Source organism: Vicinamibacterales bacterium (genome assembly GCA_036012125.1).
Classification (GTDB): domain Bacteria; phylum Acidobacteriota; class Vicinamibacteria; order Vicinamibacterales; family UBA823; genus UBA11600.
This window is the reverse complement of sequence record DASCOS010000020.1, coordinates 184,811-205,548: the sequence shown is the minus strand read 5'-3', so window position 1 is coordinate 205,548 and position 20,738 is coordinate 184,811. Positions and strand designations below refer to the sequence as shown.

The following is a 20,738-nucleotide window of genomic DNA, read 5'->3' as shown; positions in this document are numbered from 1 at the left end:
TTCGTAAATTACCCATCTACCGCATCTAGAAATCGTATCCTATCCAGAAATTGAAGCGGCTTTCACGAAACTTTGCGCTGCCGCCGTTTGCAGCGAACAGGAGGTTCTCCCAGGCATCGTTGAAAAGAGTTCGCCACGTCCAGTCAAGGTGGATCGGAAAGCCGAACGCCATGGTTTCAAGGCCAAAGCCGTAGGAGCCACGCGCGTCTCGTAAGCGGAAGCCGGTGATTTGGACCGGATCAGCGTAGACCGGCTGAGGCTGAAGATTACTGTCGTATTTGAGTCCGATTACCGGCTTGAATGTCTCCGGGGAGGAAGTCCATGGAGTAAAGCTGTCGCTGTTGAGCGCAGCACCACCAACACCAGCGAAGAACACACCTCGGAAGCCGCCCAAGACGCCGATCGGCGTCAACATCACTTCGACCAGTGGAAACCGTAATTCAGCGTTCAGATGGAATGCTTTGTGGCCGACAAATTCTAGGTAGTCGTAACCCCTCAATTCAGAATTACCACCAAAGAAATAGAAGTTTGGACTTTCACCAAAACTCCTGAAACCTCTTGCTCGCAGTGCTACTAGTCCGGTTTCTCCCAGCCTGAGATAGTAACGGGCATCACCATCAAGACTCTGCTGCGAAAGTGTGTTCCCAAATTTCGGTGCATATTCGAATCCCAGCCGCATCGTATTACCTGATACCGGGCCGAATTCGCGAAATACTGTCGTTTCTTGAATAAAGGCGATATTGAAAGGCACGAAGGTGCCATTGCGGAAGATGGTGGCGCCAAATCGATCCGTCTGTACCTGATTAGAGGCTGCCTGTAGCTGCGGGCTACCGAATTGCTCTTGGTAATTTGCTACGCCAGCCGACAACTCGACCCGTCGAAACCTACTAAAGGGATAGATGCCAAAGACTGTGCCACCGCGCATTCTGGTGGTTGCAATGGCTTGGTCACGATTAAACAGGCCATACGACATGCCAGTTGGCGTGCCGAAGAAGAATTGAGTCTGGGAGAAGAGTTGCGTGCCCCACTGCAATCGGCGCGCGAGGTTCACATACGACATTGCCATTGTCCGGTATTCTGAAATTGATGCTGCATACACGTTGAACTGTTGTTCGCCCAGCAGGTCAGTGAGCGTTAGAGACGAACCGCCGTAAAGGTCGCCGCTATTCGTTACCCCAAGGTTGACCGGTGGCCGACCTTCGAGAACCATCTTCTCGAACCTGCCCTTGTCTCGACTGTTATCCCTAATGAGGGTGTGCGATAAAGGAGCTTGGAAGTCCATCACCAGACCAGGGGCGCCAAAATCTGAGGTTTCCACCATGTATAGTGGTTCTTCCACTTCCGTGGTGTAGATACCGTAATTGCCCTTGTTGTAACTGACGAACGCAACCTCTTGGCCGTCGACTGTTTCTAGTACGACGGGGGAGACGTTCCCACTTAGGGCGTCGGTGTACTGCTCAAGTGCGCCTGTTGACAGGGTCAGTGTCCACAGGTTGAAGATGTTGCCGTCACGGGCTACGTCAGGGTCGATAGGCTGCAGTGGGTCGACCGCTGTAGAGGAGAACACAATCTTGTCTCTATCAATGAACTGTGCGGCCGTTTCGTCGTGGGCACCGAAGGTTAATTGCAGTTTCTCTCCTGTTTCGAGGTCTACCCGAAACAGTTTATTGTTGCCGTTAACACGTGCCAGGTAGACTAAAGACCGTCCGTCTAGGGAAAACGTGGGCGCATAGTCTGCAAAATTATCGTTTGTGACGTTCCGAACTTCGTTTGTGACCAAGTCAATGGTGTAAATGTCACCCGTGGCGTTCTGCAGTGCTGAGAACGCGACGTGGCGGCCATTAGGCGAGATGTCCGGGGATTCGGGTTCGTCAACGGTTGTCATGTCGAGCCGTTGTTCGATACGGCGGCTGACAATGTCCCTAATTATGAGCGTCTTACGTTTGCCCTTGCGCACGAAATAGGCCAACTGGTCGCCTGCCGGTGACCACGACATCCACGGCACGGTATTCCACCGCGCGCCAGGAATAGAGATGTAGTCGTAACCATCGTTCTGCGAGAATCCCGGAGTTAGATTTGTGACGACACTACCGTCCTGAACAGAGATGAGAATGATGTCAAGCTCACGGTCTTTCCTGTTCGTGGCTACCGCTGCCAATAGTTCCCCCGACGGCGCCGGTTCAACGGAGTAGGCAGCCACGAACTCGGATCGAATTGGATCGGGTGCTAGGTCGGTTCCATAGTCCTCCGCTCGTTCCCGATCGCGGAAGGGCTGAAACCGTTCTCTGATGTACCGCGAGAACTCGATGTCGAACTCTTCGGCGGAGAGACCGAGGCCTTCCTGATACGCGTCACTACCACCACCGATCACATTTGTTCTGAGAGCCAATAGGAATTGCCGGATACCTTCTTTACCTTCTCTCGCCTCAATGAACTCGAAGGCTGCGTGACCCAGGTTGTAGGGTAACCGTGGGCTACTAAATCCGAAGAATTCATCTGGTTCGGTCATTTTGGGCACGATGTCGGAGACTGCCGCATCGCGGACCATCATTAGGTCGAGTGGGTTCCAGACCCCTGCTAGGTGATCAGCTAACCCTTCGTCGACCCAGAGGGGCACATCTGAGCGAAGGACACCGCGGGGGATGATGTCGAACTCAAAGATATGGACGAGTTCGTGGGTGATGAGCCGGTAGAGTTCATCGGGAGGCTCATCGATTGGCAGAACCATACGGTTGCGAAGTGGTTCGGCAAAGGCTGCAACGCCTTCCGGCATGTCGGCTGGAATTACGTTCTGCTGTTCAAATTCACTGTGGGTCTTGAATAGCACGAGGGGAATCTGAAATGCCAACTCATGTCTGAGATCTGAACTGACCTGCTGATAGGCGCTTTCAGCGTAGCCCGCCACTCGCTCTAGGTGCTGTTCAAGTTCGGGGTAGTAATACATTTCGAAATGATCAGTTGTGTAAATCTGCCAGTCGAAGTTGTCATACTTCACCCTGGCCTTTCCGTAGTAGGGAATGAACTGACTTTGTGCGATGGCAGGTAACGCCAGACAAAAGAGGAAGAGTAGTGTCAATCCGGCGCTCATGGAGACGCGAAGTTCACACCCCTTGCGGATACGCATAAGATTTACCTCGTGGCTCATTTGGGAACTGACGCCAACTATCAACGCCAACGCTGACATATGTTACTGTAGCGACTACAGGAGGCCTAGTGAGTTTGTCTGCTAGGGATTCTAGGTGTGCTATTCGTCAGCATGCTATATAACTAGACGTACCGAGGCCGGTTGCGGTTTTGGGCTTTCTTAAGGCCATCTTGGGGTTACCGGCGCTCCCTAAACGAGGGTTCGGAATCATGAAGTGGCGATGGATGGCAGCTGCCGGAGCGTCTTTGGCCTTGGCTTTTCTGACGTTTCCGGTGTTTCCGGAAGAGATGTTGAGTGCCTCCGTGTGGTCAGAGGCTGATGCCGTAGACACGGCGGCTTGCGACCCCGATGCCCGCCCTGCGAACCTCGATTTTACCCTCCAAGATATGAATGGGGATGATGTCGATTTGGCATCGTATAGGGGAAAGGTCATTCTGTTTAATTTTTGGGCGACTTGGTGTGGTCCCTGCAAGGTTGAGATTCCCAGTTTTGTCGAGTTACAGAACGAGTACGGAGACCAAGGTCTTGCTGTGCTCGGATTGTCTGTCGACGATCCGATCGAGAAGTTGAAGCCGTTTGCTGACGAATACGGGGTCAACTATCCGTTGCTTGTGGGTCTTGGCCGCGACGATGTTAAGGAAGCGCTCGGACCGGTTTGGGGTATTCCGATAACTTTATACATTGACCGGAGTGGCACTGTATGTAAGCAGCACATGGGTTTAGCCACGAAGGACCAGGTAGAGCGAGAAATCCGTGCAATGCTCTGATTGTCAACGTCCTCCATCCTAGTTTTTCATTCCGGTCACACAGATGAACAACCGTTGGTGTATGATGGCTGCGCATCGGCTGCCGACCTAGGCGGTTGATTGCGATGTCATGAGTACCGAAGTTAATACGGCGTTAAAGGGATTCCACCACGCAAGGTTGTCGTGTGGTTGCAGGATCACATTTCGGGCTGGCGTGGCGGGGAGCCCTGTCCTAGCTGTTGTGGAACGTAAAGCGAGTTCTTGCACGCTAACGTTCCACGTCGAAGGGTTGGCAGTGTATGACCGCCGTGAAGCCCTTCGTCCCTCAACCCGTCCTCGTCCAACCGAGGAAGAAGGCTTCGAGGAAGAAGGCTGAGACAACACCTACTGAGTTCTCACGGTAGTGCTGGCACGAACCTCTTCAGCCTTAGTTGAATCATGTAGTCCTACCGTCTTGGGGCTTGGCCGTCTCGGGTAAAGAGAGTCGAAATTTGGGTCGCTTTTAAGGGGTTCATTTTGGATTTCGCTCCAACCACGGTATTCCCACCATTTCAAAAATAGAGTCACGACATGGTCCTCGACTAGGGTAGGAGATATCATGTTGTCTCGCCTAGATGGGCGGTGACTACCGCGTACCGATCGGCGCTGAAAAGACAGCGTAGGCGCGATGGTAGGGAGGGTCCACAAATGACTAACCTCACGTCGGAGCTCGAACTGGTTTGTCCTTGCTGTACCGCCTCACTCGTCATCGATGTGGGTTTAAAGCGCGTCGTACGGCACAGCGAGCCGGAACGTCAGGACAAGGTCGAGTTGGGTGAAGCCGATCGAATTCTTGATGAGGAGGCAGCGCGTCGAGAAGCGGTGTTCCAGCAATCGGTTACTGATGAGCGCACACGTGGCGATGCACTTGCCAAGCGCTTTGAAGAAGCCCTTCGTAAAGCGACCGACGAACCGGTGACTAGGCCGGAGCGGGACTTTGATCTTGACTGAGAAGCACTTGGTGACGCCATACGATTTCTTCAGATAGCGCATGCCGCCAATCACGCCTCTAATAGTGGATTAGTTAACATTCGGATGGCTGGTCTCAAAATACGGTTTGACAATCGCAGAGCGTAGTTTTTTAGAATCTCTAGGTCAGCACGCGACCATTTATGTTTCTGAGTGCCATCATTATTTATCTCGCTGCTCTAGTTGTCGTTGGTTCCTGGAAGAGTCGTCAGGTGCAGACGGCCGATGACTTTCTGATTGCCAACCGCGCTTTACCAGCTCGGGTGCTTGTCTTTACCCTTCTTGCTACATGGATCGGCTCTGGCAGTCTATTCGCCGGTGCTGGTTTGGGCTATCGGGTAGGGTTCCCCGCACTATGGCAGTCAGCTGGAGCTTGGGTCGGTATCGCATTGGTCTATTTCATTGCTCCTCGCGTGCGCCGGCTCGCGCAGTACACTGTTCCGGACATCCTCGAATTACGGTATGGACCGACCGCGCGCCTTCTTGGCGCTCTTACCACGGTAATGGCCTATACGACCATTGCGGCCTATCAGTTCCGCGCAGGCGGAAAACTTCTGGAATTGGTGGCTGGTATTGAACCGGCGACCGGTGCACTGATGACCGCCGCATTCTGCGTCACTTACACCGCGTTGGCAGGCATGCTGTCGATTGCTTATCTCGATGTTGGGAATGGCGTGATGATGGTAGTGAGTGTAGTCCTAGCGGTGGTTTTCCTCGTGTCTGATGGTGGCGGACTTGCAACGACCTTCTCATCGCTGCAACCAGAGCATGTCGCATTGTTTGGTGAACTATCGCCGCAGGCGGCTTTAGCGCTTTTTTTTCCAACGTTGTTCTTGCTTCTCGGTGAAGCGAATATGTACCAGAAGTTTTTTTCTGCAAAAAGCGAGCGAGCGGCCCGTCTAGCGGTGGTTGGGTGGATTGTTGGCACGATCGTCGTCGAGACGTTGATTGACTCGGTTGGTGTACTCGGTAGCGGTGTTGTGCCAGGCCTGAGCACCGAAGGTTCAGAATCGATCGTGATCAATGTTGCACTGCAAGTTCTACCGATGGGCATTGGGGTCCTGCTTGTTTGTGGGGCTGCGGCGATAATCGTTTCCACTGCCAACAGCTTTCTTCTAACGCCTGCAACGAATTTGATGCGTGACGTCTATCAGCGCTTTATAAATCCAAAGGTCGCTGACCAACAGGTATTGGTCTACACCCGACTGGTTGTAGTGGCATTGGGGTGCGTCGGTTACGTGATCGGAAGCTTTTTTCCATCAATCTTGGCGATGGCGCTTTGGGCTTACACAATGTACGGGGCTGGCATTACGCCGGCTTTGCTCGGCGCACTGGTCTGGCCGCGCATACCGCGTTCAGCAGGCGTGTGGTCGATTCTCGTAGGTATGACTACCACGTTGGTTTGGGAGATCGTTGGTCTGCAGCACAGTGTTGATGGTGTTCCGGAGTATCCGCTTGGTCTTGAGACGGTCTATCCAGCTCTGACCCTGTCAATTCTAGCGCTCGTGGTTGTGGGTTTGACTACTCGACCGAGTACGACTGATTTTCCTGTACCGTCCTGACGAGCCGGTCCGGAGACAAGCGCTAAATTAATCAATAATTCACTCTGATTATGCGTGCACTCTTGATTGCGACCTATGAGATGGGCCGACAGCCGTTTGGCCTAGCTTCGCCCGCAGCTTGGCTACGTAATGCAGGCGTCGAAGTAACGTGTGTCGATCTGGCTCGTGAGCGGCTACGGGACGACTCAGTTACACAGGCCAAGTTATTGGCCTTTTTTCTACCAATGCATATGGCGACGCGGCTTGCGGTGCCAGTGATTAAAAAGATTCGCAGTCTCAATCCGTCGGCGCATCTGTGCGGCTATGGGCTCTACGCGATGCTCAACGAGTCACTCCTGCGTGACCTCGGAGTGCACTCGGTACTTGGTGCCGAATTTGAATCAGATCTAGAAGCTCTGGCGATCGCTTTGAGAGAAGGCACGCCACCACCGCAGCCTACTGCGGATACTGCGCTACCGCATCTTGCGTTCAAGGTACCGGACCGACGAGGGTTACCGCCGCCCACACGCTACGCTACCTTGCACGATTCAACCGGGTCAACTAGATGTGTCGGATACACAGAGGCTAGCCGCGGTTGTAGGCATACGTGTCGCCATTGTCCGATCGTCCCGGTATACAAAGGGCGGTTTAGGGTCGTGCCAATCGACATTGTTCTGGCCGACATCAGAAATCAAGTTGAAATGGGCGTTCGTCACATCACCTTTGGGGACCCTGATTTTTTCAATGGCTCAGTTCACGCTATTGAAGTCGTCCAGCGTTTATCTGATACGTATCCTGACCTTACCTATGACGTGACTATCAAGATTGCACATTTACTGGCTCACGCTAAGTATTTAGCAACACTACGCGATACAGGCTGTGCGTTTGTTACGAGTGCGGTTGAATCTTTTGACAATCATGTTCTTGAAATTCTTAACAAAGGACACACCCCACAAGACATTGAGCGAGCCGTAGCCGCATGCCGAACGGCGGGACTCGTTCTAACACCGACGTTTGTAGCGTTCACGCCGTGGACGACACTTGAGAGCTACTGCGCGTATCTTCAGTCCATTGCTTCCCTCGACCTCGTCGATGCAGTCGCCCCGATCCAACTGGCTATCCGCCTATTGCTGCCTGAAGGTTCAAGTTTGCTTACCCATAAAGAGGTGGCGGAGGTTGTAGGAGAGTTCGACAAGAACACGCTTTCCTATTCTTGGTTTCATACGGATCCCCGTGTCGATGCACTCCAAGCCGAGGTGATTACCCTGGTCGGTCAACACCAGTCGGCATCTCGGCGCGCGATTTTTGAGGAGATTTGGACACTAGCGCACGAACGGGGTGCATTGCACTGCCCACCACTCATGAGGAATACCCAGGCTCGTGCGTCAATCCCTTACCTCAATGAACCTTGGTATTGCTGAGCTGAGCCGACTGAGGAGCAGTTCGCGCTCTTCTAGCTGTTACGATGAAGCTAAGCAGTGATGTCACGAATACTTCTATTCGCTACTACGACCAGCTATCAAGTGCGGGCGTTCGCCGATGCTGCTGAGCGACTAGGTTTTGACCTTGCTTTTGCAACGGATCGATGCCGCACCCTTGACGATCCGTGGCGGGATGAGGCAATCCCAGTGGAGTTTCACAACGAAAGAATGTCGTTTCAGCGTGTCCTGGCTGCGACCGCCGGACGCCCGGTGACAGGTGTGCTAGCTGTTGGTGATCGCCCTACGATTTTGGCATCGATGGTAGCTGAGGCTTTAGCATTGCCATGCCACGGTGCAGCCGGCGCTCGTCTGGCGGCCAGCAAACTTCGCTATCGGCAATGTTTGTCACGCGGAGGACTTCGTGTGCCGGCTTTTCACGTGCTGCGACTTGAGCAGATTGAGCGCTGTCCTGCGTTGCCGTTCGGTTTTCCCATGGTTGTAAAGCCGCTTACGTTATCGGGTAGCCGAGGAGTGATCCGCGCCAATGACAAAAAGGAACTTGATTCTGCAATGGCACGGGTTGCTCAAATGTTGTCAAGTCCAGAGTTACGTGCCCTTCGTGATCCATCAAACGAGTTGGTGCTGATTGAGGAATACATCGACGGCGCTGAGTATGCGGTCGAAGGTTTAGTCAATGACGGACGGCTCCACGTGGTGACCATCTTTGATAAACCCGACGCGCTTGAAGGGCCATTCTTTGAAGAAACGATCTACGCAAGGCCCACAGAACTGGGCTCTGACGAACGGTCGTCGGTTGAATATGCGGTCGCAGAAGCCGTTCGTGCGCTTGGGCTCCGTCATGGTCCAGTCCACGCCGAGTGTCGTTTGGACGCGCGCGGACCTGTCGTTTTGGAAGTTGCGGCACGACCGGTCGGTGGGCTTTGTGCCAGGGTGCTTCAGTGCACGGACTCCACGGGTCATTCCTGCCAGTATGAAGAAGTGCTGCTCCGGCAAGCCGTAGGCGAAGCCGGGTGTACGTTTCACTGTGTGCCTGGGGCATCGGCCGTAATGATGATCCCTATTCCTTGCAGCGGTCATTTGAGAGGAGTAGTTGGTGCGAAACTTGCGAGAGCAGTGGAAGGTGTTGACGACGTAATCATCACTGCCAAGTTAGGGCAGCAGCTCGTACCACTACCTGAAGGTGCAAGCTATTTGGGTTTCATTTTCGCTAGGGGACAAACGTCCAAAGATGTAATTGCCTCCGTGCGCCAAGCACACCGGCGGCTCCATTTCGAAGTTGATAGAGAAATCCCAATGCTGTAGGGAGTACTAAGTGAGCGCGATCGAAAATCGGCAGGTGAGGAGAGGACTAACTCTTACTACGTTCTGGGACGTAATCTGGTGGAAGGGCTGAGCCTTCACCGAAAAAGAATTCTTCCATTTGTTTAGCGACCAGCTCTTGGGCTTCCTTTTGCCAGGGCTTCAGTCGGTATTCGTTGAGAATCATCTTCATTCGCTCTTCCCAGAGTTTCCACGCTTCAGCGGAGACGTTCTCGTAGACCCGTTTGCCTAGTTCACCGGGCCAAGGAGACTCTGTGAGACCAGGCAGATCTTTCTGTAACTTAACGCAATGTACGGTTCGACCAGCAGCTTCTTCTTCAGTGGACATTCCAGCTTCCCACGTTGATCCTATCTTGCGTTGGCTAGGACACCAAATCTTCCTGAGGCGAGGCTCTAGATTGGTAAGAGGGAACAGCCTACCATTGTGGTGTTGATGGTGATACACCGTGAATTTCTGACCCTTCAGATACCGATTTCTCCAAGGATTGGGGTGGGCAGTGATTGATTGTGTCGGCGGTTAGCAGATGCTTGACAAACTTTCCGTGCGGATCACCCGACGGATGGTCGTGACGTGCGGGGTCCTCGGCGGAAATTTTTTAGCAGCGATTGAAGCGACGATCGTCGCGGCGGCCATGCCAACCGTTGTTACGCAACTCGGTGGCCTCACCCAATATAGCTGGGTATTCGCGGCGTATCTTCTAGCAGCGACAGTTACGGTGCCGCTGTGGGGCAAGCTTTCTGACCTTTACGGTCGACGACTCTTCTATGTGGGCGCTGTAGGTTTTTTTCTCCTGGGTTCGGTGTTGTGCGGTGTGGCGTGGTCGATGCCTGTTCTCGTCGTCTTTAGGCTGATCCAGGGAATCGGTGCGGGCGGTATTCTCCCCCTCGGGATGACGATTCTTGGTGACTTCTACACCATGCGTGAGCGGGGGAGGATCCAAGGGCTTTTTAGTGGCGTGTGGGGGATTGCGTCGATTGCCGGACCACTCGTTGGAGGCTACCTCACTGACTCCTTGTCGTGGAGGTGGGTTTTCTTCGTAAATGTCCCGTTTGCTTTCGTCGCCGCGCTGGCGGTTGGTAATGCGCTCGTCAGTCCCCGCCCATCGTCTCAGCCACGCATTGATTACCGCGGTGCACTACTCCTAAGTGGCGCTGTCGCACTGCTGTTATTGGCTCTTGGACAGGCCAACGGTGGCCAAGGGTTTGCTTGGGGGAGGTTGGCAATGCTCCTAGGTGGTGCGCTAATACTTTGGGTAGCCTTTATACATGTTGAGCGTCGCGCTGCGGACCCGCTGATACCATTTGAACTCTTCGGGGATAGGGTCATTGGACCAGCTATGCTGAGCGGGTTCCTAGTTGGCGTGGCGATGTTCGGCGCGATCTCATTTGTGCCACTTTTCGTGCAGGCGGCGTTGGGTGGAAGTGCCATTGACGCTGGCTCAGCGCTCACGCCGCTACTCCTCGGGTGGGTATTGATGTCAATTGTTACCGGTCGCGTGCTTATGAAAGTTGGGTACCGGCGAATGGTGTTTGCCGGCTTATCGTGTGTGAGCTTTGGATTCTTTCAGTTATCGCAGATTGATATAGGGGCGTCCCTGTGGATGATACGCGCGGTGCTTGCGATCATGGGCGTGGGTATGGGCATGACCATTCTTACCCTGATCCTGGCTGTTCAGAACGCGGTGCCGCGTAAGCAGCTCGGAATCGCGACTTCGCTGGGTCACTTTACTCGATCGATCGGTGGCGCCATTGGTGTGGCCACGATGGGCGCGATTGTGGTTGTGTCACTTCCTGCCGGCGGTGATGCCAGCCCACAACAGTTGACCGCTGCCCTGCAGCGAGTATTTATGTTTGGGTCGTTCGCGGCAGGCTCTGCAGTCATCTCATCGTTCTGGTTCCCGAAAGGGCTGCCTCAGGAAAGACTGACCGCTGGGGCGGCATCTCCAGTGGCGAGTGTAACGGGAGAGAGGACGCAGAGGATTTGACGTGGTGGATCAGGAAACAACCTCCCAGTGTGAATCGGGGCCGTTACACTTGGCTTGGCGCCTCACAATCCTGACATTGGCTCTGGTGGTTGCCGTCGGACCAACCTCTGAAGCCTGTGTTGAGCGTGCCTATTCCCGGGGCCTCTATCCGATTATTCAGCAAGTGTTTACATCGTTATCAAACCAAGTGCCAGTTGCTCTGTTTGATTTCTTAGTGATTGGCTCTGTAGTTGCTTTGATAGCCAAATGCATAGCGATACTTAGACGTTCCTCGATGGTGCGTAGGACGGTCGTTGTTCTGGTGCTGATTCGGGAAGTAGCGGTTGCTATGGCGGTTGTCTATATCGTCTTTATGCTCTGTTGGGGATTCAACTACCGTCGGGAATCGCTTGAATCCAAACTCGACTTTGACACTAGTCGCATCACACCGGCATCACTCGAGACCCTTGCCCGTGAATCGGTTGTCCGGTTGAACCGGCTTCACGGATTAGCCCAGGCTAGGCCCTGGCCGACGCTCGAATCTGTTCCGAAGGTGCTCGCCAAGCCGTTCCGGTACGCACAGGAGCAACTACCAGCGTCCGCCGAGCCTCGACTGGCGCGTCCCAAGACGTCATGGTTCGGTTTCTATTTCCGTCAGGCTGCCATCGATGGTTTTACTGACCCGTTCCTACTTGAGACGCTAATTAATTCTGACGTTCTGCCTTATGAACGCCCGTTTATCGTTCTTCATGAATGGGCTCATCTCGCAGGATACGCTGATGAGGCTGAAGCTAGTTTCGTCGCTTGGTTGGCTTCTCAATCAGGCGATGCAGCGGTGCAGTACAGCGCTTGGCTGTTCCTCCACCCATACCTAATGCGTCAGTTGGACACAGACACGCAGGTCGAGGTGACGACGACACTCCAGCTTGGTCCAGCTCGTGACCTGGTTGCGATTCGTGATCGACTTGGAGAGTCGATGCCAGTCATGCGTCGCCAGGCGAGTTGGGTTTACGACCGTTATCTACGTGCCAACCGCGTATCGAGCGGAATAGCGAGCTACGGTAGAGTTTTAGATCTAGTGCTTGGATCTCGCGTGTCTGAAGTAGACTCATGAGTCTCAAGTGGTCGACATGATACGAGAGTCTCGATATCATGAGGAGTCCGTCAGGGACACCAATAGTCGGCTGTGTGGACCAGGTGGCCACGATCTGTCGTTGAGTGACTCTGTATGTTTAAGCTGATTCCAACTGTCAGAGGGGGTTCGACCAATTCACCGCTGGTGGCTGTGCGGTACTCTTCCGTTGACGAAGCGCGGGAGAGTTCGAAGCAGCTCATTCACGAGAGCGGTAGGATTACCCGGGTAATGATCGTTGCCGATGAACACCCACCGCGATTCGTTGAATGGATCGAACGGTCGTAACCGGTCGTCCTGACCGTTCAGCTTTTTGCTATTTTTCAGAGATGCCGCCGTCGGGTCCTTCGACGTGGCGCCCGATTCCGAAAACAGATTTCTATCAACCAGTTGCGTGTCTTGGCTTAGGTCTGGTTGCAGTGAGCGCCGATGATTGAACTTCAAGCTCTGACGAAACGTTATGGTGAGCACGTCGTGGTTGATCGGCTTTCGCTTCGGGCTAATCGCGGCGAGGTTGTTGTGCTGTTGGGGACCTCGGGTTGTGGTAAGACCACGACACTGAAGATGATCAACAGACTGATAGAGCCCTCCGACGGTTTGGTGCAGATTGATGGAGTTGATGTCGGAGTTCTACCGGCACACGAGTTGAGACGGCACATTGGCTATGTGTTTCAGGGGGTCGGTTTGTTTCCCCACATGACCGTCTTTGAGAATATCAGTGTAACGCCGACCCTGCTCGGTTGGACGGCCGAGCGCATCCGGCGTCGCGTGGACGAACTTTTGGACCTGGTCGAGCTGGACCCTGTGGTGATGCGTGATCGCCGGCCGAGCGAGCTCTCCGGTGGCCAGCAGCAGAGGGTTGGGGTCGCCCGGGCGCTGGCCTCCGAGCCGAACGTGATGCTCTTGGATGAACCGTTTGGAGCTCTCGACCCACTGACGCGTGAGCAACTGCAGCAATCCTTTGCACGCATCCGAACGCAGCTTAGGATGACCGCGATCTTTGTCACCCACGACTTGGTAGAAGCGTTGTTCTTGGGCGATCGGATTGTGGTGATGCGAGATGGCTGTTTGGTGCAAGTAGGCACGCCGCGAGAGCTGATGGTGAATCCCGTGGACGAATTCGTCGAGCGGATGTTCGGCACTCCGAAGCGTGAAGCGCAAATGCTCAATGACTTGCTCCGCCCGGGAGAGCAATCGTGAGCGAGCAGCTGGCGCTGTTGCCTGCCTACCTGACCGGGCACGTACAGTTAACCCTCGTGGCGTTACTCCTCGGGACCGTTATCAGTGTTCCGGTGGGAATTGTGGCGACGCGCGTACGGTGGTTAGAGCAGGTCGTTCTTGGAGCGGCAGGTATTATTCAAACGGTGCCAAGCTTGGCGCTGCTCGCCATCATGGTACCAGCGCTCGCGGCGATTCAGGTCCAGAGTATTGGGTATCTACCGGCGATCATCGGCCTGACGCTTTATAGCACCCTCCCGATTCTCCGGAACACTGTCATCGGCATCGCCGGGGTCGACCCGGCGTATACCGAAGCGGCGAAAGGCGTCGGGATGACCCAAAGTCAGCAGTTGTGGTGGGTTGAGTTGCCGCTGGCTATGCCGGTAATTGTCGGCGGTCTCCGGACCTCGACCGTCTGGGTTGTCGGCATGGCGACGCTTTCGACGCCAGTCGGGGCGACGAGTCTCGGCAACTACATCTTCTCCGGCCTCCAGACTAGGAATTACACAGCGGTCATGGTGGGTTCCGTTGTAGCGGCCCTGCTTGCACAGTTACTCGATGGGCTCATCCGCGTGCTTGAGGAAGGTGTGCGATTCCGCCGAAGCGGGCTAGTGGCTGCTGCACTCGGCGTGTTATCCGCCCTGTATTTGTTTGCCGGCGTGACACTTGCACGCCAATTCGTTGCCGAGGATGAATCTGAGCGGATTGTTATTGGCAGCAAGCCGTACACGGAACAGTACATTCTGTCTGAAATTATCTCTGGTCAAGTTACTGCGGAGACCGGTCTTAACGCGACGGTCCTCCAGTCACTCGGTTCGACCGTAGCGTTCGACGCTTTACGGTCGGGTGACTTGGATGTTTACGTCGACTACTCGGGCACGATTTGGGCTACGATTCTGCGCCGCGAGGCAAACACTGAGAATCGGGGTCAAATCCTTGGCGAAGTTGAGCGCTTACTTACTAAGGACTACGGCGTTCACGTGGTCGGAGCCCTTGGTTTTGAGAACACGTACGCGTTAGCGATGCGTTCTGTGGACGTGAAGGAGCTCCGGCTGCAGCGGATTAGCGATCTGGTGCCTCATGCGTCGCGTCTCGTCTTCGGTAGTGACTACGAGTTCTTCGGGCGGCCAGAATGGGTGTCGCTTCAAGCACGCTACGGGCTGTCGTTCGATAGGGAGGTCACGATGGACCCTTCGCTCATGTATCAGGCGGTGGCTCAACAGGATGTGGATGTGATTACCGCTTTTTCGACCGACGGCAGAATCGTAGCATTGGGTCTAACAACACTTGAAGACGACCGGAACGTGATGCCGCCCTACGACGCAGTGATTCTTGTGAGTGACCGCTTGGTGAGTGACCAGCCTCGTGTAGTTGCTGCACTGGGGGGACTTGTTGGCGCGATTGACCTCAACTTGATGCGAGCGATGAATCTGGCAGTCGATGAGGGTGGGCGGACTCCGAGGTCTGTTGCGGAGGAGTTTCTGGCGGGGAGATCTTCGACAGATGTTCACGGTCGCTGATTAAGGATATCCGCCGCCGGCGTCTGTCGTGTCTTTAGCTTACTGTTCCTCAGTCTGTTCTAGCTAACACGGACCATAATCTTATTGAGAGATGTGACGGCCCATTTGCGAGGTCGGTCTTCGGGGATTAAGCTACAGCGGTGCGAAGAAGGTATGCGATGAATCGGTTGGGTTGTTTGGGAATATTGGTGGTGACACTTTTACCGGTGTTTGCGTGCGACAGCGGTGGCCCCGAAACAAATGGTGGCGGCGAGGTGGATCAGTTTCGGGTCGCGGTCGTGCCGAAGGGGACGACTCACGATTTTTGGAAAGCGGTCCACGTGGGTGCACTGAAGGCCGAAAAGGAATTCGGTGTTGAAGTGATCTTCCGTGGTCCAGAGCGTGAGGATGATCGGGACCAACAAATCTCGCTTGTGCAGAACTTAATTAGCAGCGGTGTCGATGCGATTGTAATAGCGCCGCTTGATCAGCATGCCCTCGTACCTTCCGTACGCCTAGCCATGCAAGCTGGAATTCCTGTCGTTGTTTTCGATTCTGGGCTCGCCGCTGAAGCCGGTACTGATTACATTAGCTATGTGTCGACACCCAATGTCGAGGGTGGCCGGATTGCCGGAAAGCGCATGGGGGACCTCCTTGGAGGACAAGGACGGGTGCTTCTGTTACGGCACGCTGAAGGTTCAGAGAGCACCATGCGGCGTGAGGAAGGGTTTGTCGAGGCCCTGTCTGCTTTTACCGGTATCGAGTTGATTGATCCGGAGCGGTATGCAGGTGTCACGACGGCCACTGCACAGATCGCCTCGGAGAGTCTCCTGACGACCTACGATTACGTTGATGGTGTTTTTTGTGCGAACGAATCGTGCACATTTGGCCTGCTACTGGCGCTTCGTAGCCTGGGCTTGGTTGGGGATATACGGTTGGTTGGGTTCGATGCTAATGAGAGACTCGTGGCTGCACTAGAGCAGGGTGACCTTGAAGGGCTCGTTGTTCAGAGCCCAGTGGAGATGGGCTACCTAGGCGTCAAAACCGCCGTCGATTACCTGAAAGGCGTAACTGTTGAGCTCCGGCAGAATACAGGAGTGACACTCGCAACCCGTGAGAACATGCAGGATCCCATAATTGCCGAACTGCTGACTCCAGACCTTTCTCGCCTCCTCGATCGATGAGCAGACCTGGGCAGTCTCCCGACAGTTCTGTTGAAAGTCGCAGTCCACGGCTGGCCATGTCTGGCATTACAAAGCGTTTCGGTGCGACGGTTGCGCTTGATGCTGTTGACCTTGAAGTTTGCCCAGGTGAAGTCCTCGCGCTGGTTGGAGAAAACGGAGCGGGCAAGTCGACGCTAATGAAGATCTTGTCCGGCGCTGTACAGCCGGATGAGGGAAACACCCGTCTTGATGGTGCGGTGTTTACGCCGGCTGGTCCACTCGCGGCCCGTGCCTCAGGCATCGCGATGATCTATCAGGAGTCCAATGTTGTACCCAACCTGAGCGTTGAGGCCAACCTAGTGCTGGGCGCCGAGCGTCACCGGTTCGGACTCATCGATCGGTCGGCACACCGCCGAAAGATTCGTGGGGTGCTTGAGCGACTGGGTCGTCCAGAGTTACCACTCGCCACGCCGGTTAGTCGGCTCTCGACTGGTGATCGTCAACTGGTTGAGATTGCTAGGGCCCTGTTGACCGATGCACGAGTTGTAATCATGGATGAACCGACGAGCAGTCTAGGGCTTGTCGAAATCGACAGGCTTTTCAACATTATTTCTGGGTTACGCCGCGAAGGCGTCGCTGTTATCTACATTTCTCACTTTTTGGCGGAGGTGCAGCGGATTGCCGATCGCTTTCTGGTGCTCCGCGATGGGCGGGTGGTTGGCCATGGTGCCACCACTACGGTGACGGTTGCTGACCTGATTGAACTTATGATTGGCCGACGCCTACCCGACATGTTTCCGATCTCGTCGCGGCCTACCGGCATGCCGCTACTAACCTTAAACGACGTGGGTACTGCCGAGTGGTCGTCAAGGCTGATCAATCTAACGGTGCACCGTGGCGAGATTCTGGGCCTAGCCGGGCTCGTCGGTGCGGGCAGAACTGAATTACTACGCTCCATCTGCGGCCTGGACCCAGTCGTTTCCGGAGAGGTGACTGTGGCTGGATACAGCGGTGGGAAGTCCTGGCGCCACACTGGTCTCAAACCAGGGGTAGGTCTATTGAGTGAAAATCGGCAAACGGAAGGATTAGCGCTAGGACTTTCGGTTGGGAATAACATGCTGCTGAGCCGACTGGAGCCGTTTACCAAGTGGGGTTGGCTCGATACCCGCACGATGCAGCAGACCGTGGAACGGTTCATCGCGAGGTGTGGCATTCGGGCACGAGGTGCGGGGCAGCCGGTGGGTGAGTTGTCCGGTGGTAATCAGCAGAAGGTGGCGTTCGCGCGTCTGCTGCATCAGGATGTGGACGTCCTACTGCTGGATGAACCAACTCGCGGGATCGATGTGGCAAGCAAGGCGAAGATTTACGAGTGGATCGGTAAGTTAGTCGAAAGGGGTAAGGGCGTCGTATTGGTATCGGACTATATCCCAGAGCTGCTCAGCGTATGCGATCGAATCACCGTTATGCACCGGAACCAAGTGATAGCTACGCGATCGGCCAAAGACTGGACCGAGCATGACATCTTAAATGCGGCGACGAGCGGGGAAGGCAAGGTCGCTTGAATACCATGGTGCTAGGCATATCGCTTGGCCAGTGGCTACGAACACTGGCACCCGCGCTAAGCCTAGCTGCTGCAGTACTGTTCTTCTATGCAATTCCACCGCATCCGCCACTGACGCTATTTGATCTGAGGCTGGTCGCAGTACATGCGATGATCGTCGGCACGGCGGCGATCGGGATGACTTTTGTCATCATTAGTGCGGGAATTGATCTTTCCGTTGGATCGGCCATCGCCCTAGTCAGTGTTGCAGCAGCACTTGTTCTCGAGAATGGTGGGGGTGTCGGTTCCGCGCTCATCGTAGCCTTGAGCACGGGAGCACTCTGTGGATTCTACAACGGCTTGCTTGTAACGGGCCTCCGTCTGCCTCCATTCATTGCGACCCTCGGGACGCTGGGTTTCTATCGCGGCGTTGCAAAGTGGATTTCCGGAAGCATCCCGGTCACAGCGCCCACAAAAGGACTCGACTTGTGGGTTAATCCTATTCCTAATCCACCTTGGTTGTTTGTGGCGCCTGGCGTGTGGCTAATGTTAGCTCTTGCTGTCGCGTTTATTCTCCTTCTACGCTATTCGGTACTCGGACAGCACGCGTTGGCGATCGGCTCAAACGAAGCCACCGCACGGCTCTGCGGCATCCGTGTTACGCGCACCAAGATTGCTATCTACGTACTGGCTGGGTCGCTTACTGGACTCGCCGGCCTTATGCAGTTCGCACGGCTAACCCAAGGTGATCCGACTGTAGCTATTGGCCTCGAACTCGACATTATTGCCGCTGTGGTGATTGGTGGAGGGTCGCTCAGTGGTGGCCAGGGTTCAATCGTCGGAACACTCGCGGGTGCAGTCCTGATGGCTTATCTTAGAAATCGGAGTGCAGTGCTAGGTTGGCCGAACTTTGTAGAGGAGATGATCGTCGGTCATATCATCATTGTGGCTGTGGCCGTGGATCGGTGGCGTGCTAGTCGGTCAAGTTAGCCGTAATTGGACAAACGGAGGAGCAGAGTGATCCGCATCTATGTGGCCAGGCATCCAACCGACGCGCATCTATTCAAGGGAATTCTTGAAAGTGAAGGGATTGACGCATTGGTGCGAGGCGAAGCTCTGTTCGGTGCTCGAGGGGAAGCCCCGCTGACATTTGACACGCTACCGTCGGTGTGGGTGCTGGATACAGAACAGGTCGGTCGGGCAAGCGAACTCGCCCGCGAATATTCGAGGGATGTTGTCCCAGAGGGTGCTTCAAGTAATTGGCGTTGCGCCACGTGTCGAGAGTTTGTTGAACAGCAGTTTACCGCGTGTTGGAATTGCGGTTCATTACGCGTTACCTAATGTTCCAAGGTGCTAGTTGGGCTGTGCTACAGTGCGGCACGCTGGATAGGGAGATGTGTGGTCGCAGATGAGATGTTCGTGAATGGTTCAAGTGAGGCTCCGATATACCAAAATTAACAGTTGTAGGATATGCGCCTGTTGATGTTGCAGACGGTAGACGGTTGGTCTTAGCTATGGAACAGGATGCGGGCGTGGATGTGCTACACGCGTGCGGTGGCGGTGCAAGGCGTACGACGTGTCGTGTCGAGTTCATCTCTGGCGAACCCGAGCAGATCACGGAAGCTGAGCAGGAGCGATTATCACAGCGTAATCTCACGGGGGGTCCGTCTTTCCTGTCAGATAAGGCGTGACCAATATATGACTCTTCGTGCGGTGAGTCGGTTTGAAGGAAGCGGACGTGCGGATCCCGGGCCCACACCGAGTGACGAGATAAATCCTCCCCCAATCTGGGTTGATCGGTAGAGAAATTTGCGATTCACAGTTCCGTGTCTAGGTCATGCAGGTGGGCGTCGAGTGCACTAAGTGCACGAGTGAGGGTTTCTCGGTGAGCTGGGTGTTTTGCATGTTCGAGGTCGGCTGCTATCCGGCCGCGTGCCAGTAAAAGTTCGTAGCGCTTGGCATCCCTCGCTAGCTGCGCGTCGGTTCGACGGTCAACAGGTTGACGCTCGCGTGAGGCCTCATCTTGCTGCGATTCGATTGCCTTGCTTTCCCAGCCTCTTGCCATGAGTTTTGCAGTAAACGTCTGCAGCTCGTTGAGGACCGTTGTCTTGGCCTTGTGTGCAGAACGAGGCGGAACAATTCTATCAGCCCACAGTAACGGACGGTTCTAACCCCAATGCGCTAGATAATTCGTGAAGTTTTTGCTGGACTACTCGAAGGTTGCGAGAACCCATCCGTATGGCTTGCCGCTGCACTGGAGCTAGCCTTTCAAGTGACAAATCAGCAAACTGAAATGCAACAGTGCGCGAAACAAGTGCGATTTCGCCATCGACGATTGGCACCTCGACGATCTGACGCACCGCTTGGGCAAGGGCTTGGTGAAAATCACCGTCGGGATGTCCCAAATTGCGGTAAGCCTCATCGAGTAACGGCTTTAGTTGTTCGTATAGCTGTGCGGCACCCTCGACGTGCACTGAATTAAACGCGTCGGCGATAAGGTCGTAGCGCACATAGCTCCGAGGATCAATGACTAACTGTTGGCGATCGCCCGAGGTGCCGAACGGTTCTTTCAGCGAGAGACCTCCTAAGTGGCGCGCCGGTGTCTGTCCTTCCGCGATATTTTCTACAACGACCACGAATGTTCGTATGAGTTCATCCGTTGCAAGCCAGGCGACCAACGTAGGATGTGCAGACAGTGTGCTTACGAGTTCACGAACGAAACCGTCGCTCTCATCAAGTGCTGGGAGGTTAACCGTCTCGGGTACATCAGGTTCCGGGTCGGGTTCTGTCACACTAATTTCAGGAGGCGTTGATTCGATGACGGTCTGGGCTTCGGCCGGCACCGTTTCATTGGGACCGCGGTTTACGAGATATACAGCGACGATAGCTGCGGTGACCAATGCGACGCCTCCCACCACGATTGCTACGGATTGCCATCGAGGCGAACCGTTGGACGATTCTGATGGTGGCGGGTTGTACTGGAAATCGTCAAATTGAGTCATCTTCGATGCAGTGGAAAC

General features: G+C 54.6%; 20 protein-coding genes. 16 read left to right on the top strand and 4 right to left on the bottom strand.

Annotated elements, in window-relative coordinates; genetic code table 11:
* Positions 1 to 25: 25 nt before the first annotated feature.
* Entirely contained in the window at positions 26 to 3,124 is a 3,099-nt protein-coding gene (locus QGH09_07920) for a hypothetical protein (GenBank protein ID HJO18108.1), read from the bottom strand.
* 230 nt (positions 3,125 to 3,354) lie between these two features.
* Between QGH09_07920 and QGH09_07915 the strand changes: the two genes are divergently transcribed.
* The 6 genes from QGH09_07915 (at position 3,355) to QGH09_07890 (ending at position 9,184) form a co-directional block, all read left to right on the top strand.
* Positions 3,355 to 3,912, top strand: a complete 558-nt coding sequence (locus QGH09_07915) for a TlpA disulfide reductase family protein (protein ID HJO18107.1) — start codon at positions 3,355 to 3,357, stop codon at positions 3,910 to 3,912.
* Between the two features lie 109 nt (positions 3,913 to 4,021).
* Positions 4,022 to 4,267: a hypothetical protein gene (locus tag QGH09_07910; protein HJO18106.1), complete on the top strand. Its 246-nt coding sequence runs from the start codon at positions 4,022 to 4,024 to the stop codon at positions 4,265 to 4,267.
* Positions 4,268 to 4,578: 311 nt separating this feature from the next.
* Complete coding sequence (locus QGH09_07905) at positions 4,579 to 4,881, top strand: hypothetical protein (protein ID HJO18105.1); 303 nt, start codon at positions 4,579 to 4,581, stop codon at positions 4,879 to 4,881.
* A 161-nt stretch (positions 4,882 to 5,042) separates the two neighbouring features.
* Positions 5,043 to 6,461: a sodium:solute symporter family protein gene (locus QGH09_07900; GenBank protein HJO18104.1), complete on the top strand. Its 1,419-nt coding sequence runs from the start codon at positions 5,043 to 5,045 to the stop codon at positions 6,459 to 6,461.
* 50 nt (positions 6,462 to 6,511) lie between these two features.
* Positions 6,512 to 7,861: a CUAEP/CCAEP-tail radical SAM protein gene (locus tag QGH09_07895; protein HJO18103.1), complete on the top strand. Its 1,350-nt coding sequence runs from the start codon at positions 6,512 to 6,514 to the stop codon at positions 7,859 to 7,861.
* 60 nt (positions 7,862 to 7,921) lie between these two features.
* Positions 7,922 to 9,184 (top strand): ATP-grasp domain-containing protein, encoded by a 1,263-nt coding sequence (locus QGH09_07890; protein HJO18102.1) that lies wholly within the window; start codon positions 7,922 to 7,924, stop codon positions 9,182 to 9,184.
* 46 nt (positions 9,185 to 9,230) lie between these two features.
* Here QGH09_07890 and QGH09_07885 read toward each other — a convergent pair whose 3' ends face one another.
* The gene (locus QGH09_07885) at positions 9,231 to 9,530 is read right to left on the bottom strand and encodes an oxidative damage protection protein (GenBank protein HJO18101.1); all 300 of its coding nucleotides are present in this window, start codon (positions 9,528 to 9,530) and stop codon (positions 9,231 to 9,233) included.
* A gap of 196 nt (positions 9,531 to 9,726) precedes the next feature.
* Here QGH09_07885 and QGH09_07880 point away from each other — a divergent pair, with 196 nt between their 5' ends.
* The 10 genes from QGH09_07880 to QGH09_07835 all read left to right on the top strand — a co-directional run bounded on the left by QGH09_07880 (position 9,727) and on the right by QGH09_07835 (position 19,409).
* The gene (locus tag QGH09_07880; GenBank protein HJO18100.1) at positions 9,727 to 11,187 is read left to right on the top strand and encodes an MDR family MFS transporter; all 1,461 of its coding nucleotides are present in this window, start codon (positions 9,727 to 9,729) and stop codon (positions 11,185 to 11,187) included.
* A gap of 4 nt (positions 11,188 to 11,191) precedes the next feature.
* Positions 11,192 to 12,280: a DUF3810 domain-containing protein gene (locus tag QGH09_07875; GenBank protein HJO18099.1), complete on the top strand. Its 1,089-nt coding sequence runs from the start codon at positions 11,192 to 11,194 to the stop codon at positions 12,278 to 12,280.
* A 114-nt stretch (positions 12,281 to 12,394) separates the two neighbouring features.
* Positions 12,395 to 12,586 (top strand): hypothetical protein, encoded by a 192-nt coding sequence (locus QGH09_07870; GenBank protein ID HJO18098.1) that lies wholly within the window; start codon positions 12,395 to 12,397, stop codon positions 12,584 to 12,586.
* Between the two features lie 141 nt (positions 12,587 to 12,727).
* Positions 12,728 to 13,498 (top strand): ABC transporter ATP-binding protein, encoded by a 771-nt coding sequence (locus QGH09_07865; GenBank protein ID HJO18097.1) that lies wholly within the window; start codon positions 12,728 to 12,730, stop codon positions 13,496 to 13,498.
* On the top strand, positions 13,495 to 15,036 hold the full coding sequence (locus QGH09_07860) for an ABC transporter permease/substrate-binding protein (protein HJO18096.1): 1,542 nt from the start codon (positions 13,495 to 13,497) through the stop codon (positions 15,034 to 15,036). The genes QGH09_07865 and QGH09_07860 overlap by 4 nt, the downstream gene beginning before the upstream one ends.
* A 158-nt stretch (positions 15,037 to 15,194) precedes the next feature.
* Positions 15,195 to 16,199, top strand: a complete 1,005-nt coding sequence (locus QGH09_07855) for a substrate-binding domain-containing protein (GenBank protein ID HJO18095.1) — start codon at positions 15,195 to 15,197, stop codon at positions 16,197 to 16,199.
* A 56-nt stretch (positions 16,200 to 16,255) separates the two neighbouring features.
* Positions 16,256 to 17,740 (top strand): sugar ABC transporter ATP-binding protein, encoded by a 1,485-nt coding sequence (locus QGH09_07850; GenBank protein ID HJO18094.1) that lies wholly within the window; start codon positions 16,256 to 16,258, stop codon positions 17,738 to 17,740.
* A 5-nt stretch (positions 17,741 to 17,745) separates the two neighbouring features.
* The gene (locus QGH09_07845; GenBank protein ID HJO18093.1) at positions 17,746 to 18,708 is read left to right on the top strand and encodes an ABC transporter permease; all 963 of its coding nucleotides are present in this window, start codon (positions 17,746 to 17,748) and stop codon (positions 18,706 to 18,708) included.
* Between the two features lie 27 nt (positions 18,709 to 18,735).
* Positions 18,736 to 19,059: a DUF2007 domain-containing protein gene (locus tag QGH09_07840; GenBank protein HJO18092.1), complete on the top strand. Its 324-nt coding sequence runs from the start codon at positions 18,736 to 18,738 to the stop codon at positions 19,057 to 19,059.
* Positions 19,060 to 19,163: 104 nt separating this feature from the next.
* Entirely contained in the window at positions 19,164 to 19,409 is a 246-nt protein-coding gene (locus tag QGH09_07835) for a 2Fe-2S iron-sulfur cluster-binding protein (GenBank protein HJO18091.1), read from the top strand.
* Positions 19,410 to 19,534: 125 nt separating this feature from the next.
* On the opposite strand, the gene QGH09_07830 is transcribed toward QGH09_07835, so the two are convergent.
* Both QGH09_07830 and QGH09_07825 read right to left on the bottom strand, forming a co-directional pair.
* The gene (locus QGH09_07830; GenBank protein HJO18090.1) at positions 19,535 to 19,783 is read right to left on the bottom strand and encodes a hypothetical protein; all 249 of its coding nucleotides are present in this window, start codon (positions 19,781 to 19,783) and stop codon (positions 19,535 to 19,537) included.
* A 79-nt stretch (positions 19,784 to 19,862) separates the two neighbouring features.
* On the bottom strand, positions 19,863 to 20,720 hold the full coding sequence (locus tag QGH09_07825) for a DUF3014 domain-containing protein (GenBank protein ID HJO18089.1): 858 nt from the start codon (positions 20,718 to 20,720) through the stop codon (positions 19,863 to 19,865).
* Positions 20,721 to 20,738 lie beyond the last annotated feature (18 nt).

What these genes read in the sequence shown, in the direction of transcription:
- QGH09_07920 (HJO18108.1), bottom strand. Translation starts at nt 3,124, where the DNA reads ATGCGTATCCGCAAGGGGTGTGAACTTCGCGTCTCCATGAGCGCCGGA.
- QGH09_07915 (HJO18107.1), top strand. Translation starts at nt 3,355, where the DNA reads ATGAAGTGGCGATGGATGGCAGCTGCCGGAGCGTCTTTGGCCTTGGCT.
- QGH09_07910 (HJO18106.1), top strand. Translation starts at nt 4,022, where the DNA reads ATGAGTACCGAAGTTAATACGGCGTTAAAGGGATTCCACCACGCAAGG.
- QGH09_07905 (HJO18105.1), top strand. Translation starts at nt 4,579, where the DNA reads ATGACTAACCTCACGTCGGAGCTCGAACTGGTTTGTCCTTGCTGTACC.
- QGH09_07900 (HJO18104.1), top strand. Translation starts at nt 5,043, where the DNA reads ATGTTTCTGAGTGCCATCATTATTTATCTCGCTGCTCTAGTTGTCGTT.
- QGH09_07895 (HJO18103.1), top strand. Translation starts at nt 6,512, where the DNA reads ATGCGTGCACTCTTGATTGCGACCTATGAGATGGGCCGACAGCCGTTT.
- QGH09_07890 (HJO18102.1), top strand. Translation starts at nt 7,922, where the DNA reads ATGTCACGAATACTTCTATTCGCTACTACGACCAGCTATCAAGTGCGG.
- QGH09_07885 (HJO18101.1), bottom strand. Translation starts at nt 9,530, where the DNA reads ATGTCCACTGAAGAAGAAGCTGCTGGTCGAACCGTACATTGCGTTAAG.
- QGH09_07880 (HJO18100.1), top strand. Translation starts at nt 9,727, where the DNA reads ATGCTTGACAAACTTTCCGTGCGGATCACCCGACGGATGGTCGTGACG.
- QGH09_07870 (HJO18098.1), top strand. Translation starts at nt 12,395, where the DNA reads ATGTTTAAGCTGATTCCAACTGTCAGAGGGGGTTCGACCAATTCACCG.
- QGH09_07865 (HJO18097.1), top strand. Translation starts at nt 12,728, where the DNA reads ATGATTGAACTTCAAGCTCTGACGAAACGTTATGGTGAGCACGTCGTG.
- QGH09_07855 (HJO18095.1), top strand. Translation starts at nt 15,195, where the DNA reads ATGAATCGGTTGGGTTGTTTGGGAATATTGGTGGTGACACTTTTACCG.
- QGH09_07850 (HJO18094.1), top strand. Translation starts at nt 16,256, where the DNA reads ATGTCTGGCATTACAAAGCGTTTCGGTGCGACGGTTGCGCTTGATGCT.
- QGH09_07845 (HJO18093.1), top strand. Translation starts at nt 17,746, where the DNA reads ATGGTGCTAGGCATATCGCTTGGCCAGTGGCTACGAACACTGGCACCC.
- QGH09_07830 (HJO18090.1), bottom strand. Translation starts at nt 19,783, where the DNA reads ATGGCAAGAGGCTGGGAAAGCAAGGCAATCGAATCGCAGCAAGATGAG.
- QGH09_07825 (HJO18089.1), bottom strand. Translation starts at nt 20,720, where the DNA reads ATGACTCAATTTGACGATTTCCAGTACAACCCGCCACCATCAGAATCG.